The sequence below is a fragment of the Arthrobacter sp. JB02-1C genome (assembly GCF_057748045.1).
This window is the reverse complement of the sequence record NZ_CM173235.1, coordinates 2,375,453-2,391,865: the sequence shown is the minus strand read 5'-3', so window position 1 is coordinate 2,391,865 and position 16,413 is coordinate 2,375,453. Positions and strand designations below refer to the sequence as shown.

Below are 16,413 nucleotides of genomic sequence, written 5' to 3'. Positions count from 1 at the left end.
GACCGGCTCGGGAGACGGCGGGAGGCTAGAGCTGGCGGTGGATGGACTTGTAACTGAGGTACGCGTTCAGGCCTTCGATGCCATATTCGGTCCCGAGCCCTGAGTCGTGGCGGCCGCCGAAGGGTGCAGCGTGGTTGGACGCGAAGAAGTTGATGCCAACGGACCCGGTGTCCATCCGGTCAGCCACCGCCAGGGCAGCGGCGGGGTCCTTCCCGAATACCAGCCCTCCGAGGCCGAACTCGGTGTTGTTCGCCAGCTCGACCGCCTGATCAACGGCGCCGCCGGCGTCGTCATACTTCAGGATGCAGATCACCGGGCCGAAGATCTCCTCCCGGGAAATCCGCATCTCCGGGGTGACGTCGGCGAACACAGTGGGTTCCACGAAGTAGCCGCCTTCGAGCCCGCCGCCGAGGGTCGCTGCCCGGCCGCCCGTGGTGGCGCGGGCCCCTTCGGCCAGTCCGGACTCAACGTATTCCAGCACCGTCCGGTATTGGGATTCGGTGGCGCAGGGCCCGAAGACCGTGTCCGGGTCCAGCGGGTCGCCCTGCTTGCCGGCGGCGATGGTGGAAGTGACCATGTCCACCACTTCGTCGTACCGGCTGGCGGGGGCCAGGATCCGGGTGGAGATGTAGCAGGTTTGGCCGGTGTTGCGCATGGAGGAGCGGATCAGCACCCGCGACATCGCGTCCAGGTCAGCGTCCGGCAGCACAATCGCACTGGATTTTCCGCCAAGCTCCAAGGTGACGGGGCGCAGCAGCTCGCCGCAGGCCGCGGCTATTTTCCGGCCCACCGGCGTTGAACCGGTGAACGCCACCTTGTCCACGCCGGGGTGTTTCACCAGCGCGTCCCCGAGCCGGCCGGACCCGGTGACCAGGTTGACGACGCCGGCCGGGACACCCGCCGCGGCCACGGCGTCGATAATCACCCGGAGCGACAGCGGCGTGGGCGACGCCGGCTTGATGACCACGGTACAGCCGGCCAGCAGCGCCGGGGCAAGTTTGATGACCACGAGGTTGATCGGAAAATTCCACGGCGCGATCAGCGCGCACACGCCGATCGGTTCACGCCGGACCACGGATTCGCCGCCGCCCTTGGGGAACGCACGCACATCCTCGCGCTCAAGGTACTCGGCCAAGGTGGCGAAGTAGCGGAAGATGCCCGCCGCGTTGGCGGCTGCTCCGCCGGATTCGGACACCGGCGAGCCGTTTTCGCGGGTGTTGGTCAGCGACAGCTCCCCCGCCCGTTTCTCCACTTCCTCGGCGATGCGCAGCAGATAGGCTGCCCGCTCGGACGGCGCCAACCGCGGCCACCCGCCCGCGTCGAAAGCCCTGCGGGCGGAGGCGACGGCGGCGTCGACGTCGCCGGGCGTTCCGTCCGGCACCGAGCCCCACACTTCGCCGGTGGCGGGGTCCGTGACCGGGTTGCGGCCGGTGCCGCGCGCGGGGATCCAGGCGCCGTCGAGGAAGATGTCCTCGACGTGGGTGTACGGCAGTTCGAGTGCGGCCCGCGCGGCGAGGGCCGGCGCGTCGTGCGTCGCGGCGGTCACCGGATCACCGCCGTCTTGAGCAGGGCGTTGGATCGGTCCAGGTCCGCGGTGGCCATGTCATGGGCGGCCTGGGTGATGAGTTCGGGCACGATTTCGGTGGCCAGCCGGTCGGTGTAGGTGGCAGGATCCATCCCGAACCACGACGAAGCCAGCGCAATCCCCGCCTGATCGAACCGCCACAGCCGGTCCGCGTCGCGCATCAACGCGTCTTCCAGGGACTGCGCTTCCGGGCGGGTGTCGTGGCCGTCGATGATCTCGCAGACCCGTTCGATGAACTCCGGGGAATAGCCCAGGGGCGGGAGCACCCGGCGGGCGACGCCGCAGCCCTGCTTCTCGTGTTCGAACCGGATGGCTGCCTTGCGCCAGTCCCCCGCGAAGCCCTCGGAGATGATGCGCGATTCGTCCACGTGGGCCCATCCGGTGTCGTGCAGCAAGGTGGCCACGCGGACCAGTTCGGCGTCGGCGTCAGGGTAGGCGCGGCACAGCCGTTCGGCGAACGCGAGCGAGATCGGGAGGTGGATGTCGTTGCCGCGGGTGCGGGTCTCGTGCACCACGGCATGCCAAAGACCGTCGAGGTCCTCAAGGGCCGCCGGCGTGGTGGCGATCGGAGCGGTGTCGACCGGGCCCATGGCCGGAACCGGGCGGGCCGGATAGGTTGCGGCAAAATCCGCGGCCGCGGACTCGCTTTCCGCGCTTCGGGCGGACGCACCAGCGTCGGCGTGGGCGACCGGAGTCTCGGGGATGGTCATGATGCTCCTTCGGGTGCGGCCAACGTACTGTCTGAATACAGTTAGCTGTCCGTCGTAATCGTCTTGAGGGGGGTGGCCGGGTCAGCGGCGGCGTCCGCCGGGATGTTCTGGCCCTTGGCGAGCGCGTTCCTGACGGCCATGAAGTCCAGCGGCGCGTTGACGCAGTCCGCGGCGATGATCCGGCCCTGCCGGTAGTAGAGGACACTGAACTTTCCGCGCTCCTCGTCGCGCCGGAGAACAGTCTGGTCGTAGCCGTTGCAGAGGCCGGCGATTTGCAGCTTGAGGTCCGCCTGGTTCGACCAGAACCACGGGATGCCGGCGTATTCCTCCCGCCGTCCGGTCAGCGAGTAAGCGGCGACCTTGGCGTGTTCGATGGCGTTGTTGACGCTTTCCAGCCTGATCCGTTCGCCGGGCGTGGACCCGGGCACCGGGTTGGGCATGTTGGCGCAGTCGCCGATTGCTACCGTGGCGCCGTCCGAGGCCAGGGCGAAGCGGTCCACGACGATCCCGTTGTCCACCGCGAGGCCCAGTTCTTCCGCCAGCTGGGTGTTGGGGATGACGCCGATGCCTACCAGCACGATCTGCGCGGGCAGCACGGTGCCGTCCTGGAGTTCCACGCCGGCCACCGCCCCGCTGCCCTCGCCCGGGCCGTGCTCGGCAATGAACCGCCGGGCGCTCGTGCTGAGCCGGATGTCGAGTCCGCGGTCCCGGTGCGCCCGCAGGAAGTAGTCGGCGGTTTCTTCGCCGACGGCCCGGCCCACGAGGCGCGGCCCGAACTCCAGCACCGTGACGTTTTTGCCCATCTTGCGCAGGCTTGACGCGGCTTCCAGGCCGATGAAGCCGCCGCCGATCACCACCACGTCCGTGACGTCCCCCACCCGGGCCTTGAGCGCCAGGGCGTCGTCGGCGTTGCGCAGATACAGCACGCCGTCGAGGTCCCCGCCGTCGATCTCCAGCTTGCGGGCGCGGGCGCCCACTGTGAGGGCGAGCCGTTTGAAGGGGAACTGCTTGCCGGAGGCGGAATGCGCGACGCCGGAGCCGTCCGCGCCCTTGTCGATCCGGACGATGAATTCGCCCTTCACCAGGTCCACGTTGTGTTCGGTCCAGTAGTCGTTGGAGCGGAAGATCAGCGATTCGCTCTCCACCGTGCCCTGGAGGAATTCCTTGGACAGCGCCGGCCGCTGGTAGGGGCGGTGGTCCTCGTCGCCGAGGAGGGTGATGTGCTCCTCGAAGCCAAGCGCCCGCAGCGACACCGCGAGCTGGACGCCGGACTGGCTCGCGCCGATGATCAGCAGGCCGGTTCGGGTGGTGCTGTCCGGCTGTACGGCTGCGTCGGCCGCGGTCTGCTCAGCGGCGGCTGCCTGCTCCACTGCGTGGGTGCCCATCGCTACACCTGCGTTTCCGGGGTGGTGACGAACAGGTCGATCTCGTCCGTGAGGCGGAGCTGGCAGGACAGCCGGGAGTTGTCCTCGCGGTCCACCGCGGTGCCGTAGAGCATCTCGTCCTCCATGTCCTCCATCGGCGGGAGCTGTGAAAGGCAGTCCTCGCGGACGAACACGTGGCAGGTGGCGCAGGACAGCGAGCCGCCGCATTCGGCGACGATCCCGGGCACGCCGTTGCGCACCGCGGTTTCCATGACGGAGTCGCCGGCGTTGCCCTGGACATCGCGAACGGCGCCTTCGGCGTCAGTGAAATGAACGGTTGGCATGGGTCCTCCTTAGAGGGTGAGCTTGGGATGAATCGTTGGGTTGGGCGGTGGCGGACGGGGTCAGATGAACTGGCGGCCGCCGTCGACCACCATGGTCTGGCCGGTGTAATAGGAGCTGTCCGGCCCGGCCAGGAAGAGCGCGGCGCCGACAATGTCCTCCGGCTGGCTCGCCCGCTTGATCGCGCCGCGGTCCACGCCGTAGTTCTCGGCATTTTCCATCAGCCCGTAGCTGGCCTCGGTGAGGGTGAAGCCGGGGGCGATCGCGTTGACCGTGATCCCCCGCCTGCCCAGCTCCTTGGCCATGACCCTGGTCAGGGCCACCACGCCGCCCTTCGAGGCGACGTAGTGCATCCACTGCTCCGAACCGCTGAAGATGGTCGCGCTGGAGAGGTTGATGACGCGGCCGCCCTCGCGCAGGTACGGGCTCGCGGCCCGGGTCACCAGCCACGGGCCCTTGAGGTTCACGTTCATGACCAGGTCCCACTCGGCCGGATCGATGTCTTCGAATCGGCTGCGGGTCACCCCCGCGTACACGGCGGCGTTGTTGAGGACGACGTCGATGCCCCCGCCGCCGAAGTCTGCGCAGCTCTTCGCGAGGGCCTCGGTGGAGTCGACGCTGGTGACATCGGCGTGGAAGGCTGCCGCCTCGGCCCCAATATCGGCGACCAGTTTGGCGGTTTCCTCAGCACCCTCGAGGTTCACGTCGGCCGCGGCCACGCGGTAGCCGCGGCGGCCGAAGCCGAGCGCGAACGCCCGGCCCAGGCCGCCGGCGGCACCGGTGATCAGGACGGTGCGGCCGTCAGGGCCCGCACCGTTCCTCTGGGGATCAGTCATAGTGGGATCAGACATGGCTGTGGCTGTGGGCACTGTGACTGTGGGCCCCCGGCCCCGCGACCTGCAGCTCGGGCTCGTCGTCGAGGATCTGGACCGTGCCCTTGGTGCCGTCCACCCGCAGCCGCTGGCCGGTCTTGATCGTGGTGGACCCCGAGCCGGTTCCGGTCACGGCCGGGAGGCCGTATTCGCGGCACACGATCGCGGCGTGGCTCATCATCCCGCCGATGTCCGTGACGGTGGCCTTGATCTTGCCGAAGATCGGGCCCCAGGACGGGGCGGTCACCGTGGCCACGAGGATCTCGCCTTGCTGGACCTCGGAGAGCTGGTCCGCATCGGTGATCACCCGGGCCAGGCCTTCAACGACGCCGGGCGAGGCCGCCATGCCGCGCAGGCCGCCGCCTTCAACCTCCTCGCCGGCACCCAGCCACTGCTGGACCTGCTCGGTGGTGATGCCCCAGAGCATCCGGGTAAAGGGTTCGGTGATGATTTCCGGCGGCGTGTTCAGCGCCGGCGCCGGCCGCGCGGTCTTGAGCGCGTCCACGATCCCGCGGCGCCGCTCGATCTCCTCCGGCCAGTAGTCCGGACCGATCGGCTTGGCGCCGACACCCCAGCCGGTGACGAGGTCGAACAGTGCGTCGCGGACCTCGTTGCGGCCCAGGTACAGCAGGTCGTCCGGTTCGGTCCAGAAGCCTTCGGCCTGCATCATCCGGGACAGTTCACGGATCTTGCGCCAGAAGACGCCCATGGTCCAGTGCTCGATGTAGAAGTTGTGGTTTTCCACGTACGGGTAGGCGGTGGCGGCGAGCCCCCGCTTGGCGTCGAAGAGCGCCTGGTTTTCGCCTTCCAGCAGGTCCCGGTATTCCTCGATGATGCGGTCGCGCTCGGCAATCAGCGCCTCCACCGGCCGCATGATGTCCTGGCCGGCATCAACCCGCCGGATGTAGTCGGCGATGTAGCCCAGCGGAATTTCCTGGTGCTCGTTCCAGTATTTGTCGTGGCCGTAGAAGCCGTTGCCCACGGTGAAGTTGAACCACGGGTCCTTGGCACCGTCGTACTGGGCCAGCCAGCGGTCCCCGCCCGGGGCGGCAGCGATGGCACCCAGGGTGGCCTCGACGTCGTCGGTGTTGCTGAAATGCGGCTGCAGCTTCAGCTCCACGGCCAGCTTGGCGAGCTGCTTTAGCTCGTCATCCGGGCGGAAGAGCTCCATGTCCACGCCCTGCACCATGGTGGCGATGGACTGGTCAGGGATGTTGGGGAAGACCTGCTTGCAGAAGTTGAAGAAGTCCAGGTAGGCGATGTAGCCGAGGTTCAGGAACTCGAAGTGGTACTGCCAGTTCTGGTAGGCCAGCTGGATCAGCCGGTCGTAGCTTTCCAGGAGCTTCTCGGAGCCGTCCTTGCCCTTGCCGGAGGTGATGTCCTCCATCGGGACCACATCAGGGAGCCTGGGGAAGGAAATGGTTTCCATCTCGTCGATGGTGCCCTTGACCTTGACGTGCCAGTCCTTGAGCAACTGCTCCCAGTTCTGGAAATAATGGCCCACGCGCTGTTCGAACAAGGGGACGCGGGCGGCGATCTGGTCCTCGGGGACCGGGATGGGCGACATGTACAGGTAGCCGAGGTGGACCCGGAACTCGATGCCGTTGGCGTTGGGGATCATCAGGTGCCGGGCGTTGTACTGGCCCAGGCACTTGACCGCGAATTCTCCGCCGATCGTCTCGAAGGGCTTGAACACGGTGGGCCAGTGCTGGCTGTCGCAGAACCAGAACTTGGCGTCCTCCTGCTCCTTGAGCTTGTCCTGGAAGACCAGATAGTACGGGTAGATCTTTTCCCAGCCCTCGGCGCCGGCGGGTACCGGAAGCTCGGAAGGCTTGGGGAAGGACTTCAGGGACATGGCGGTCCTTTCAATACGGGCTCGGCGTTGAGCCTGGTGTATGGAGCGGGTCAAAACTTGCTGGATTAGCTGGCGGGGCTGAGTCCGCTGAAGTAGCCTCCGCCGGCGACGGCGGACGGCACAGCGGCCTTGGAGGAGTGCACCGTTTCCGGGCGGGACTGCAGCAGGAGCAGGTTCTCGCCGTCGGGCAGGTCCGCGTCGAGGGCCCATTCGATGTCCTGCGGGCACTTGTAGTGTTTCTCGGCGCGCTTGGCCATCTGGGCGACGGCGGTGAGTTCGGAATCGGTGAGGCTGCGCCGGCCGCGGCGTTCGGCGTCGACCTCGCGTTCGACGAGGCGGCCGGCGGCGGCGTCTGGGACGAGTTCGGCGTGCTTGTCGCCGAGGTGGTCGGTGATCACGGCCAGGGTCACCTTGTCCAGCATGATGTTATCCGGGGTGACCTGCCCGGAGACCACCATCTCCCCCACCCCGTAGGAGGAGTCGATGGTGATTTTGGAGCGGTCGCCGTTGGTGGGATCCATGGTGATGGCGACGCCGGAGACCCGGGCGTTGACCATTTTCTGCACCACGACCGCCATCGAGAGGCCCTCGTTGGGGATGTTGTTCTTGAGCCGGTAGACGATGGCCCGGGAGGTGAAGAGCGAGGCCCAGCATTGCCGGATGTGGTCGGTGACGGCCTTGACGCCGTCGAGCCAGAGGTAGGTGTCCTGCTGGCCGGCGAAGGAGGCGTCCGGCAGGTCCTCGGCGGTGGCGCTGGACCGCACGGCCACCGGGACCGGGGCCTCGAAGCGGGACATCAGGGATTCATAGGCGCTGATCGTGAGTTCACGCATGGCCTGCGGGACGGGACGGGAGCAAATGTCCTCGCGGATGGCGGCGGAGACCTTGTCCACCTGCGCCATGTCCTCGGAATCCAGATCGGCCAGGAGCTGATGGATGTGCTTGGTGATCCCGGCTTCCGCCATGAAGGCGTCGAACTGGGCGGTGGTCACCACGAAGCCGGGCGGGACGGGCATGCCGGCGGAGGTCATGGTGACCAGCGAAGCGCCCTTCCCGCCGAGGTTTTCGAGCTTCGGCTCCATGCCGCCGTCGAAAAACTGGATGTATTCGTTGCTGTGCATAATTCTCAGGCCTTCCAGCTGACGGGAACGGTCTCGGGGACGCGGAAGGACAGGTTCTCCCGGAAGGTGATGCCCTCCGGATCCTCCAGCTGCAGTTCCGGGGCGAGCCGGGCGACTTCCTCGAGCGCGATTTTTGCCTGGAGTTTTGCGAGCATGTTGCCCAGGCAGTAGTGGATGCCGAACCCGAAGGAGAGGTGCTCGCGGGCGTTGGGCCGGCTGATATCGAAGTCTTCGCCGGCGTCGAACTTGTTCTCGTCGCGGTTGGCGGAGCCCATCAGGAGCAGCAGCTGGGAACCCTTCTCGATCGCGACGCCGGCCACTTCCGTGTCCTTCAGCGCCTTGCGCCGCCAGCCCACGATCGAGCCGGCGTAGCGCAGGACCTCGTCGACGGCGGCGGGGATCTTTTTGGGGTCCGCCACGACCTGCTTCCACTGCTCGGGCCGGGCCAGGAGCTCGCGCAGCGCGTTGGAGATCAGCGTGGTGGTGGTCTCGTGGCCGGCGAAGAGCAGACTGTAGAGCACGGAGGCGATCTCGTGGTCGGAGATCTCGGCGCCTTCCTGCTGCGCCTTCACCAGGTCCGCGGTGAGGTTGTCGCCGCCGTTGTCGTGGGCCTCCTTCACCAGGCGCAGGCACTCCTGCCAGTACTCCACGAGGTTGCGGGCGTGCGGAATCTGCTCCTCGTCGCTGAGGTCGCCCCAGGTCATGGCCGCGCGGGAATCGCTCCAGCGTTTGAAGGTATCGACCTTGGCGACGTCGGCTCCGATGAGCGTGAGGATGGTGATGGTGGGGACGTCATAGGCGAGGTCCTTGACCATGTCGCCGCGGTGTTCCGGGCGTGCCAGCATCTTCTCGACCAGCCCGACGACGTTCTGCCGGATGAACGGCTCAAGCGCCTTGTAGCGGCGGGGGGTGAAGGCCTTCTGGACGATCGCGCGGATGCGGGTGTGCTCCGGGGGGATGCGCGCGGATAGACCCGAGTAGGCGGTGAACCCGCCGTCGTCCATGATTTTCCTGGCCGCGGCGCCGCGTTCGCGGACCGGCGCCTGGGCGTTTTCGCTCGAGAAGGTCTCCCAGTCTTCGAACACTGCCTTGATGTCCTCATAACGCGAGACGACGTAGAGGCCCGTCCGCTCGTCAAACATGACCGGCTGCTCGGCCCGGAGCTCGGCGTACGCGCCGAAAGGGTCCTTCATCTGGAACGGCTCATAGCCGTGGTGCCCGGCGGGGGCTTCGGCGCCGTGGCCGAAGGGACAGCGGCCGGCCGTTTCAGTCGACGATGACATGGGAACTCCTAGGAAAATTGGCTCCGCCCGCTGCCGTCAGGCGCCGGGGGTTCGTGGTCTCCAGTGTGGTCCAGATCACCAGCCAAGCCCAGTCCGGGCTTCCGCTCAGTGGAAACCAATATCGGTCCCCGGAAGAGCGGCGTCGGCCTACCCCGTCGGAAGGGCTCCCCGGTGGACGCCGATCAGCGTTTCCAGCGGGATCCGGGCCGTGGCGCGTTCGATCTGCGCCGATATTCCCTTCAGGACCGGAAGGTGCCTGGTCATGGTGGACGCCTGGGAGGTGGGCAGCACCAGGCCGATCGCGGCCCCGATCCTGCCCGTGTGGAAGACCGGGACGGCGATCGAACACGAGCCCAGGCGGACTTCCTCCAGCGTGGTGGCGTAGCCCTGCTCGCGGATCTGGTCCAGTTCCGCGGCGAACCGCCGCGGGTCAACGTGGGTGTGGGCTGTGGGCCGTTCCAGTTCCCGCTGCAGGTAGGCGTCCCGGACCCAGCCCTCTTCGAACGCCAGGATGACTTTGCCGACGGCGGTGGCGTGCATGGGGAGCCGGCCTCCCACGCGGGAGGCCCTGGGCACCCGTTTGGAACCGTAGACCCTGTCGATGTAGAGCACTTCATGGCCGGCGCGGACGGCCAGGTGCGCGGTCTCGCCCGTCAGCGAGAACAGGTCCTGGACAAAGGGACGGGCGGCGTCGCGAAGCTGCCGTCCGGTGTTCTGGGCGAGTTCCCACAGCCGGATGCCGAGTTGGTACCGCCCGTTGGGTTCCCGCGAGAGGAAGCCCCAGTCCGTCAGCTCGTTCACCAGCCGGTGCGCGGTGCTCAACGGGAGCCCGGATTTCCCGGCAATGTCCGTCAGGCTCAACGCGCCGCGGGACTTCTCAAATGCCTCCAGGATGGCCAGGACCTTGGACGTCACGGTGCGTCCGGGTTCGCGGCTGCCGCCGGCCATGCTGACCTCCTGGATTCCTTGGCGCCCAGCGGCGTCCGGAATCGAGTCTAGACCGGAGCGGCCGGGCCGGTTGCTGCGTCGAGCAGTCGTTGCCGCTGCGGCCACAGGGTTACCGATTCCAGGGCGGACAGCGCCCTCGCCATGGTGCGGGCCTCGGCGGTGAACAGGTGCCCGTGGACGCGCTGGCTGCACAGCCGCAGGGCCTGTGCGCGGTCGAGCCCGAACCAGTCCATCACCGTGTCGATGCCGTGCGGGCTGAGCCGCCAGGTCTTATCCGCATCCTTGACGATCGCGTCTTCGATGGAGAGGGCTTCGCGCCGGCTGTCGTGCCCGTCGATGATCTCCAGAATGGCCGGGAACTTCCCGGGATCGTACTGGCTGTCCGCGAGGATTTGGGCCGCCAGCCGGGCCCCCTCCTTCTCATGCAGCAGCACCAGGTCGGGTCTGCCGCCGCCAGGGGCGATGGCCTGCAGCACCTCCTCCGACGGAACCTGCGACCAGCCCACGTCATGCAGCATGATGGCCGGGAGGACCACGGCGGGGTCGGCCCCGGGGTGCGCGTCCAACAGGGCCTGGGCCAGTCCCAGGGCGTAGAGCGTGTGGGCATCGTTGTCCCGCACCCGCAGATAGGGGGCCGCGCGGTCCCAGATCGCGGCAAGCTGGGGGGACAGTGCGATGACCCCTTCCGGGTCCGCCTCGATGCTCGCGGCGACGTCCCGCCCGTGGTGGTTGGCGGCGGCCCTCATCTTCGTCATGGCTCCAACATCTCCCCCGGAGCCCGCCCGGGCAAGGGCAACCTTCCGCTGACCGGAATTGGGCTGGGAATTCCGCGGGACATGCCCAGTGCCTGCCGCCACGAATGGACATACTGGCACCATGCCCAGCGGCCAGCCGGAACGGGGAGCATGTCCGTGCCCACCCCGGGCTGCCACCCCCGGGCTGCCACCTCGGGCTGCCACCCCCGGACTGCCACCCTGTTCGCGGCCAACGGCGGGCGATAAAGTTGTTGTGTGCCCGACTGGCAGGACCCCCCTCCCCTCCCGGCCACGTGGCAGCGGTGCGACGACGGCATTCTGCCCCTGTGGTGGGAGCGGTTGTGCTCCCAGACCAGCCCGCAGTCGGCAGCGCTCTACGCCGCCGGCCTGTTCACCGAAGATCGCCGCCGGCCGATCGCGCAGTGGTACAACCCCGCCTACGATTCGGCCCTGCTGGTGGCGCCCGAGACGTCCCGCGAGTGGCCGGTCCAGCGCTTCGCCATCTTTTATGCCCCGCCCCGCGGCGGCTTTACCCGGGTCCATTCCTCACCGCACGAGTGGCACCCCCGGGAACCGCGGCAGTCGCCCACCGAAGACGAGGCTTTCCAGGGCGCGGTTGCCGAGGCGGAGCGGTTCCTGCAGGTTGAGATGTTCTTCGTCTAGGTCCCGCTGCGGGAGTTGGGGCCGGGAACCGTCGCTTAAACCTGGAGACGAAAAAGGGCCCCGCAGCGGTTGTTCACCGGCTGCGGGGCCCGTCTGCTCCTCCTGCTGGACTTGAACCAGCAACCCTTCGATTAACAGTCGAATGCTCTGCCAATTGAGCTAAGGAGGAAGGAAGCAGGTATGACATTAGCAAAGGTTTCACCGATGCGGAAATCGGCGGCCAATACCCCCTGTGGGTATAGAAAAAGTCCCCGTTCCGAAACCGGAACGGGGACTGCGCGCTCCTCCTGCTGGACTTGAACCAGCAACCCTTCGATTAACAGTCGAATGCTCTGCCAATTGAGCTAAGGAGGAATGAAGCGGATATTAGCTTAGCAAAGACCCCGGCTGGAAGCGAAACCGGTAGTGAAACCGGGCCGCGGAAACCTGCCGCTCAGGCGTCCGAGCGCAGGGCGCGGCGATCCATTTCCAGCATCATGAGTTCCCGCTGCAACTGCTGGATCCGTTCGTGCTCGGAAGCGGGGTCGAGCCGCTGCAACTGGCCCATCTTGTCCGCTTTGACCCGCGTGATCTGCAGTTCGAAAAGCGCCCGCAGAATTCCCCTGCCATATTTCTGGACTCCCTCGGCGGTGCTGGCAGGAAGCGGCACCACGGATAGCTCGGAGACCAGCGGCCTCAGCGGTTCGGGAATTTCCTCCATGACCTGCCCCACCCAGCGCGCCGGTTCTCCCAGCAGTCCGGGCCCCGAGGCCCGCATGGCATCGTGGACGGCCTGAAAGGCGGGCGTGGTGAACCGCGTGCCGGAGAAGCGTTCCCAGATGCCGCCGGCCAGGAGGGCGGGCTCCTGCAGCGCCACCTCGAGCGCCTGCCGCTCCATCGACGCCACCGGGTCCCGCGGGTCCGGGCGCTGGTAGGAAGGGACAGCCCCCGACGCCGGTCCGGCAGCCACGCCGGGCCCGCCGGGCCGGGCTGCGTTCCCCGCCGCCGGCCGGCCGCCGTTGCGCGAGTTCCCGTTGCCTGCCGGCATGCCTGCATTCCCCCGCTTCATGGCCACGCCGACGGCGCGGCTGACTTCCTCAACCGGCATGCCCAGCCAGCCGGCCAGTTCGCGGGCGTACCCGGGCCGGATGGCGGCGTCGCGGATCTGGGCCACGACGGGAGCCGATTCGCGCAGCGCCGCGATCCTGCCCTCCACCGTGTCCAGGTTGTGCCGCCGCAGCGTGGCGCGGATCGCGAATTCGAACAGTGGACGGCGGCTGCCGATCAGGTCCCGCACGGCCGAGTCGCCCTTCGTCTGGCGGAGCTCGCACGGGTCGGAGCCGCCCGGTTCCACCGCGACGTAGGTCTGGGCCACGAAGCGCTGGTCTTCCTCGAAGGCGCGCAGGGCCGCCTTCTGGCCTGCGGCGTCGCCGTCGAAAGTGAAGATCACTTCTCCCCCGCTGCCGTCGTCGGAGAGCAGCCGGCGGGCAACCTTGACGTGCTCTGAGCCGAAGGCCGTACCGCAGGTGGCCACCGCCGTCTGGATCCCGGCCAGGTGGCAGGCCATCACGTCGGTGTAGCCTTCGACCACGACCAGTTGCCGTTCCTTGGCGATGTTCCGTTTGGCCAGGTCGATTCCGTAGAGGACCTGTGACTTCTTGTAGAGCACGGTCTCGGGGGTGTTGAGGTATTTGGGGCCTTGGTCGTCCTCATAGAGCTTGCGGGCGCCGAAGCCGATGGTGTCGCCGGCGATGTCCCGGATCGGCCAGACCAGCCGGCCGCGGAAGCGGTCGTAAATCCCCCGGGAGCCTTCCGAGAACATCCCCGTGAGTTTGAGCTCGGCGTCGGTATAGCCGCGGCCGCGGAGGTGCTTGAGCAGCGAGTCCCAGCCTTGCGGGGCGTAGCCGACGCCGAACAATTCCGAGGCGGCCCGGTCGAAGCCGCGCTCGTAGAGGAAGTTCCGGCCTTCGGTGGCGCCGGGGGTCAGCAGCTGGGCGCGGAAGAATTCGTCTGCAATTTTGTGTGCGTCGAGCAACCGTTGGCGGCGGCCGATCTCTTCCCGGTTGGGACCGGAACCGCCGTCCTCATAGCGCAGCTCGTACCCGATCCGCGCGGCGAGCTTTTCCACCGCCTCGTGGAAGGAGGTGTGGTCGAGTTTCTGCACGAAGGAGATGACATCGCCGTCTTCGCCGCAGCCGAAGCAGTGGTAGCGGCCGACCTGGGGACGCACGGTGAAGGACGGCGAGCGCTCGTCGTGGAAGGGGCAGAGGCCCTTGAACGAGCCCAGCCCGGCGCCTTTGAGGGTGACGTAGCCGTCCACGACCTCCTTGAGGTCGGTGCGCTGACGGACCTCGTCGATGTCTTCGCGTTTGATCAGGCCGGCCACGGTGCCATCCTAGTACCCGGTCCGGGCAGCGGGCGGCGGCCTATGGCACCCGTCACCAGCGCCGTCACCACAGCGACGGCAGGCTGCCGACGAGCCGTTCGTACATCGCCAGAGCCGACCCGTCGGTGAGCGAGGCGACCTGGTCGATCACGACCCGCAGCCGGGCGCCGTCGTCCGCCGCGGCGCGCCAGTCGGCGGCGAACATCGGCTCCAGGTGCCGGTCGCCCGCCGCGCTGAGCGCGGTCACGAGGGCATGCAGGACTTCGCGCTGCCGTTCGTAGATGGGTTGCCGGTGTTCGGTGGTCATCACGAACGTGGTGGCCAGGCCCTTCATCACGGCGATTTCCATGACCGTCTCGTCCGGGACGATCAGTTCGGCGTTGTAGCGGGTCAGGTTCTCCGGGCCGTAGACGGCGCGGGTGGTCTCCAGGGCGCTTTGGCAGAACCGGCCGATGAGCTGGCTGGTCATGTCCTTCAACGCGGCCATGGACTTCCGGCTGCCGTCGGCCTCGCGGACCCAGACCGGGGTGGCTTCCAGCCGGGCCAGCGCCGCATCGATGGCCACCGGGTCATTGTGCGGCAGGTACCACTGCTTGGCGTAGCCCACCACCCGGGCCCGGTGGTCCGGGTTGTCCATCCAGCGGAGCTGGAAGTGGCCCGCGACAATCGCGTCCTCGACGTCGTGCACGGAGTAGGAGATGTCATCCGCCAGGTCCATGACCTGGGCTTCGAGGCACGGCCGGCGTTCCGGAGCACCTTCCCGGATCCAGTCAAAAATGGGCAGGTCATCCTCGTAGGCGCCGAACTTGCTGGTCCGCTGGCCATGGATCACGGGCGCGTTCTCCGCCGACCACGGGTACTTTGCCGCCGCGTCGAGGCTGGCGCGGGTCAGGTTGAGCCCGGCGGGCCGGCCGTCCGGGGCCAGGACCTTGGGCTCCAGCCGGGTCAGCAGGCGCAGGGTCTGGGCGTTTCCCTCGAAGCCGCCGATCGCGTGCGCCACCTCGTTGAGGGCCGACTCACCGTTGTGGCCGAAGGGCGGGTGGCCCAGGTCGTGGCTGAGGCAGGCCGTGTCCACGACGTCCGGGTCGCAGCCCAGGGCCCGGCCCAGCTCGCGGCCCACCTGCGCCACTTCCAGGCTGTGCGTCAGCCGGGTGCGGACGAAGTCGTCGGTGTCCGGGGCGACCACCTGGGTCTTGGCACCGAGCCGGCGCAGCGCGGAGGAGTGCAGGACGCGGGCGCGGTCGCGCTCGAAGTCGGACCGGTAGGTGCTCTTGGGCGGCTCCTCCACCCAGCGGGCGCAGTCCCGGTCCACGTAGCCGTCGATCACCGGCGCCGACGTCCTGGTCTCAGCCACCGGAAACGTCCAGTTCGGCGGCCGAGATGTCCTGGGACTGTGCCTCGTTCAGCGCGCGGGAATCCAGCCAGTCCTTGGGCAGGGCGGGTTTCTTGGGCGATCCTGCGCGTCCGCGCGGGCCCTCGGCGTCGGCGCCGGGGTAGGGCGAGTCGAGGTCCAGTTCGTCGAGGGTGCCGCGGAGCACCTCGAGGCTCGTCACGAGTGCCAGCCGGTTGCGCAGTTCGCTGCCAACGACGTAGCCCTTGAGGTACCAGGCCATGTGCTTGCGGATCTCCCGCAGTGCCTTGCCTTCGTCGCCGAAGGTCTCGACCATGAGTTCGGCGTGGCGGTAGATGCTTTCGGCGACCTGGCGCAGCGCCGGGGTGAACCGCTTTTCGCTGCCTTCGAAGGCAGCCATCAGGTCGCCGAAGAGCCAGGGCCGCCCCTGGCAGCCGCGGCCTACCACTACGCCGTCCACGCCGGTTTCGCGGACCATCCGCACGGCGTCTTCGGCGGACCAGATGTCGCCGTTGCCCAGCACCGGGATGTCCGGCAGGGCCTCGCGGAGCCGGGCGATGGCGGACCAGTCGGCCTTGCCGGAGTAGAACTGGGCGGCGGTGCGGCCGTGCAGGGCGACGGCCGCGACGCCGGAGTCACGCGCGATCCGGCCGGCGTCGAGGTAGGTGAGGTGGTCCTCGTCAATGCCCTTGCGCATCTTGATGGTCAGCGGGATGTTGCCCGCGGATGCTTCCTTGACCGCGGCCTGGACGATCGAGGTGAACAGATCGATCTTCCAGGGCAGTGCGGAACCGCCGCCCCTCCGGGTCACCTTGGGCACCGGGCAGCCGAAGTTAAGGTCGATGTGGTCCGCGCGGTCCTCTTCGACCAGCATCCGTACCGCGCTTCCGACGGTCACCGGGTCCACCCCGTAAAGCTGGACGGACCGGACCTTTTCGTCCTCGTCATGCGAGATGATCCGCAGCGACTCGGGTGTGCGCTCCACGAGGGCCCGGGAGGTGACCATCTCGGCGACGTACAGCCCGCCGCCGTATTCGCGGCAGAGCCTGCGGAAGGCCGAGTTGGTAATGCCCGCCATCGGAGCCAGGATCACGGGGGTGTCCACTGTGAGGGGGCCAAGCCGCAGGGGCGGGAGGTCCAGCTTCGGGGCGGGGGGCGTTGCTACAACAGTCACCCGTTCATTGTCTCAAAGCCGGGCA

14 protein-coding genes and 2 tRNA genes are annotated in these 16,413 nt (G+C 67.9%); 1 reads left to right on the top strand and 15 read right to left on the bottom strand.

Going from position 1 to position 16,413, the window contains the following annotated elements; genetic code table 11:
- Positions 1-25: 25 nt before the first annotated feature.
- From AC3ANP_RS11260 to AC3ANP_RS11215, 10 genes are all read right to left on the bottom strand, one after another.
- Positions 26-1,546, bottom strand: a complete 1,521-nt coding sequence (locus AC3ANP_RS11260) for an aldehyde dehydrogenase family protein (RefSeq protein ID WP_488330270.1) — start codon at positions 1,544-1,546, stop codon at positions 26-28.
- Entirely contained in the window at positions 1,543-2,295 is a 753-nt protein-coding gene (locus AC3ANP_RS11255) for an HD domain-containing protein (protein WP_488330269.1), read from the bottom strand. The genes AC3ANP_RS11260 and AC3ANP_RS11255 overlap by 4 nt, the downstream gene beginning before the upstream one ends.
- 41 nt (positions 2,296-2,336) lie before the next feature.
- Positions 2,337-3,680, bottom strand: coding sequence for an NAD(P)/FAD-dependent oxidoreductase (locus AC3ANP_RS11250; protein ID WP_488330268.1), 1,344 nt, complete (start codon positions 3,678-3,680; stop codon positions 2,337-2,339).
- A gap of 2 nt (positions 3,681-3,682) precedes the next feature.
- Complete coding sequence (locus tag AC3ANP_RS11245) at positions 3,683-4,003, bottom strand: 2Fe-2S iron-sulfur cluster-binding protein (protein WP_488330267.1); 321 nt, start codon at positions 4,001-4,003, stop codon at positions 3,683-3,685.
- 60 nt (positions 4,004-4,063) lie between these two features.
- Positions 4,064-4,837 carry an SDR family NAD(P)-dependent oxidoreductase gene (locus tag AC3ANP_RS11240; protein WP_488330266.1) on the bottom strand — a complete coding sequence of 258 codons (774 nt, stop codon included), beginning with the start codon at positions 4,835-4,837 and terminating at the stop codon, positions 4,064-4,066.
- A 7-nt stretch (positions 4,838-4,844) separates the two neighbouring features.
- Positions 4,845-6,728, bottom strand: coding sequence for a PEP-utilizing enzyme (locus tag AC3ANP_RS11235; RefSeq protein WP_488330265.1), 1,884 nt, complete (start codon positions 6,726-6,728; stop codon positions 4,845-4,847).
- A 65-nt stretch (positions 6,729-6,793) separates the two neighbouring features.
- Positions 6,794-7,849 carry a PEP/pyruvate-binding domain-containing protein gene (locus tag AC3ANP_RS11230; RefSeq protein WP_488330264.1) on the bottom strand — a complete coding sequence of 352 codons (1,056 nt, stop codon included), beginning with the start codon at positions 7,847-7,849 and terminating at the stop codon, positions 6,794-6,796.
- A 5-nt stretch (positions 7,850-7,854) separates the two neighbouring features.
- Positions 7,855-9,132 (bottom strand): cytochrome P450, encoded by a 1,278-nt coding sequence (locus tag AC3ANP_RS11225; RefSeq protein ID WP_488330263.1) that lies wholly within the window; start codon positions 9,130-9,132, stop codon positions 7,855-7,857.
- A 147-nt stretch (positions 9,133-9,279) separates the two neighbouring features.
- Positions 9,280-10,080, bottom strand: a complete 801-nt coding sequence (locus AC3ANP_RS11220) for an IclR family transcriptional regulator (RefSeq protein WP_488330262.1) — start codon at positions 10,078-10,080, stop codon at positions 9,280-9,282.
- 47 nt (positions 10,081-10,127) lie between these two features.
- Positions 10,128-10,835 carry an HD domain-containing protein gene (locus AC3ANP_RS11215; protein ID WP_488330261.1) on the bottom strand — a complete coding sequence of 236 codons (708 nt, stop codon included), beginning with the start codon at positions 10,833-10,835 and terminating at the stop codon, positions 10,128-10,130.
- Between the two features lie 255 nt (positions 10,836-11,090).
- Between AC3ANP_RS11215 and AC3ANP_RS11210 the strand changes: the two genes are divergently transcribed.
- A complete protein-coding gene (locus tag AC3ANP_RS11210) occupies positions 11,091-11,498 on the top strand; it encodes a hypothetical protein (protein WP_488330260.1) in 408 nt (135 codons plus the stop codon).
- A 96-nt stretch (positions 11,499-11,594) separates the two neighbouring features.
- Here the strand turns inward: AC3ANP_RS11210 and AC3ANP_RS11205 are convergent.
- From AC3ANP_RS11205 to dusB, 5 genes are all read right to left on the bottom strand, one after another.
- Positions 11,595-11,667 (bottom strand) — tRNA-Asn (locus AC3ANP_RS11205).
- A gap of 112 nt (positions 11,668-11,779) precedes the next feature.
- Positions 11,780-11,852 (bottom strand) — tRNA-Asn (locus AC3ANP_RS11200).
- Between the two features lie 79 nt (positions 11,853-11,931).
- Complete coding sequence (dnaG, locus tag AC3ANP_RS11195; RefSeq protein WP_488330259.1) at positions 11,932-13,863, bottom strand: DNA primase; 1,932 nt, start codon at positions 13,861-13,863, stop codon at positions 11,932-11,934.
- A 64-nt stretch (positions 13,864-13,927) separates the two neighbouring features.
- Positions 13,928-15,217 carry a deoxyguanosinetriphosphate triphosphohydrolase gene (locus AC3ANP_RS11190; RefSeq protein WP_488330258.1) on the bottom strand — a complete coding sequence of 430 codons (1,290 nt, stop codon included), beginning with the start codon at positions 15,215-15,217 and terminating at the stop codon, positions 13,928-13,930.
- A complete protein-coding gene (gene dusB, locus AC3ANP_RS11185) occupies positions 15,210-16,388 on the bottom strand; it encodes a tRNA dihydrouridine synthase DusB (RefSeq protein ID WP_488330257.1) in 1,179 nt (392 codons plus the stop codon). Before dusB ends, AC3ANP_RS11190 begins: the two co-directional genes overlap by 8 nt.
- Positions 16,389-16,413: the final 25 nt, after the last annotated feature.

Coding starts and splice junctions, on each gene's coding strand:
- AC3ANP_RS11255 (WP_488330269.1), bottom strand. CDS start 2,295: ATGACCATCCCCGAGACTCCGGTCGCCCACGCCGACGCTGGTGCGTCC.
- AC3ANP_RS11250 (WP_488330268.1), bottom strand. CDS start 3,680: ATGGGCACCCACGCAGTGGAGCAGGCAGCCGCCGCTGAGCAGACCGCG.
- AC3ANP_RS11245 (WP_488330267.1), bottom strand. CDS start 4,003: ATGCCAACCGTTCATTTCACTGACGCCGAAGGCGCCGTTCGCGATGTC.
- AC3ANP_RS11240 (WP_488330266.1), bottom strand. CDS start 4,837: ATGACTGATCCCCAGAGGAACGGTGCGGGCCCTGACGGCCGCACCGTC.
- AC3ANP_RS11235 (WP_488330265.1), bottom strand. CDS start 6,728: ATGTCCCTGAAGTCCTTCCCCAAGCCTTCCGAGCTTCCGGTACCCGCC.
- AC3ANP_RS11230 (WP_488330264.1), bottom strand. CDS start 7,849: ATGCACAGCAACGAATACATCCAGTTTTTCGACGGCGGCATGGAGCCG.
- AC3ANP_RS11225 (WP_488330263.1), bottom strand. CDS start 9,132: ATGTCATCGTCGACTGAAACGGCCGGCCGCTGTCCCTTCGGCCACGGC.
- AC3ANP_RS11220 (WP_488330262.1), bottom strand. CDS start 10,080: ATGGCCGGCGGCAGCCGCGAACCCGGACGCACCGTGACGTCCAAGGTC.
- AC3ANP_RS11215 (WP_488330261.1), bottom strand. CDS start 10,835: ATGACGAAGATGAGGGCCGCCGCCAACCACCACGGGCGGGACGTCGCC.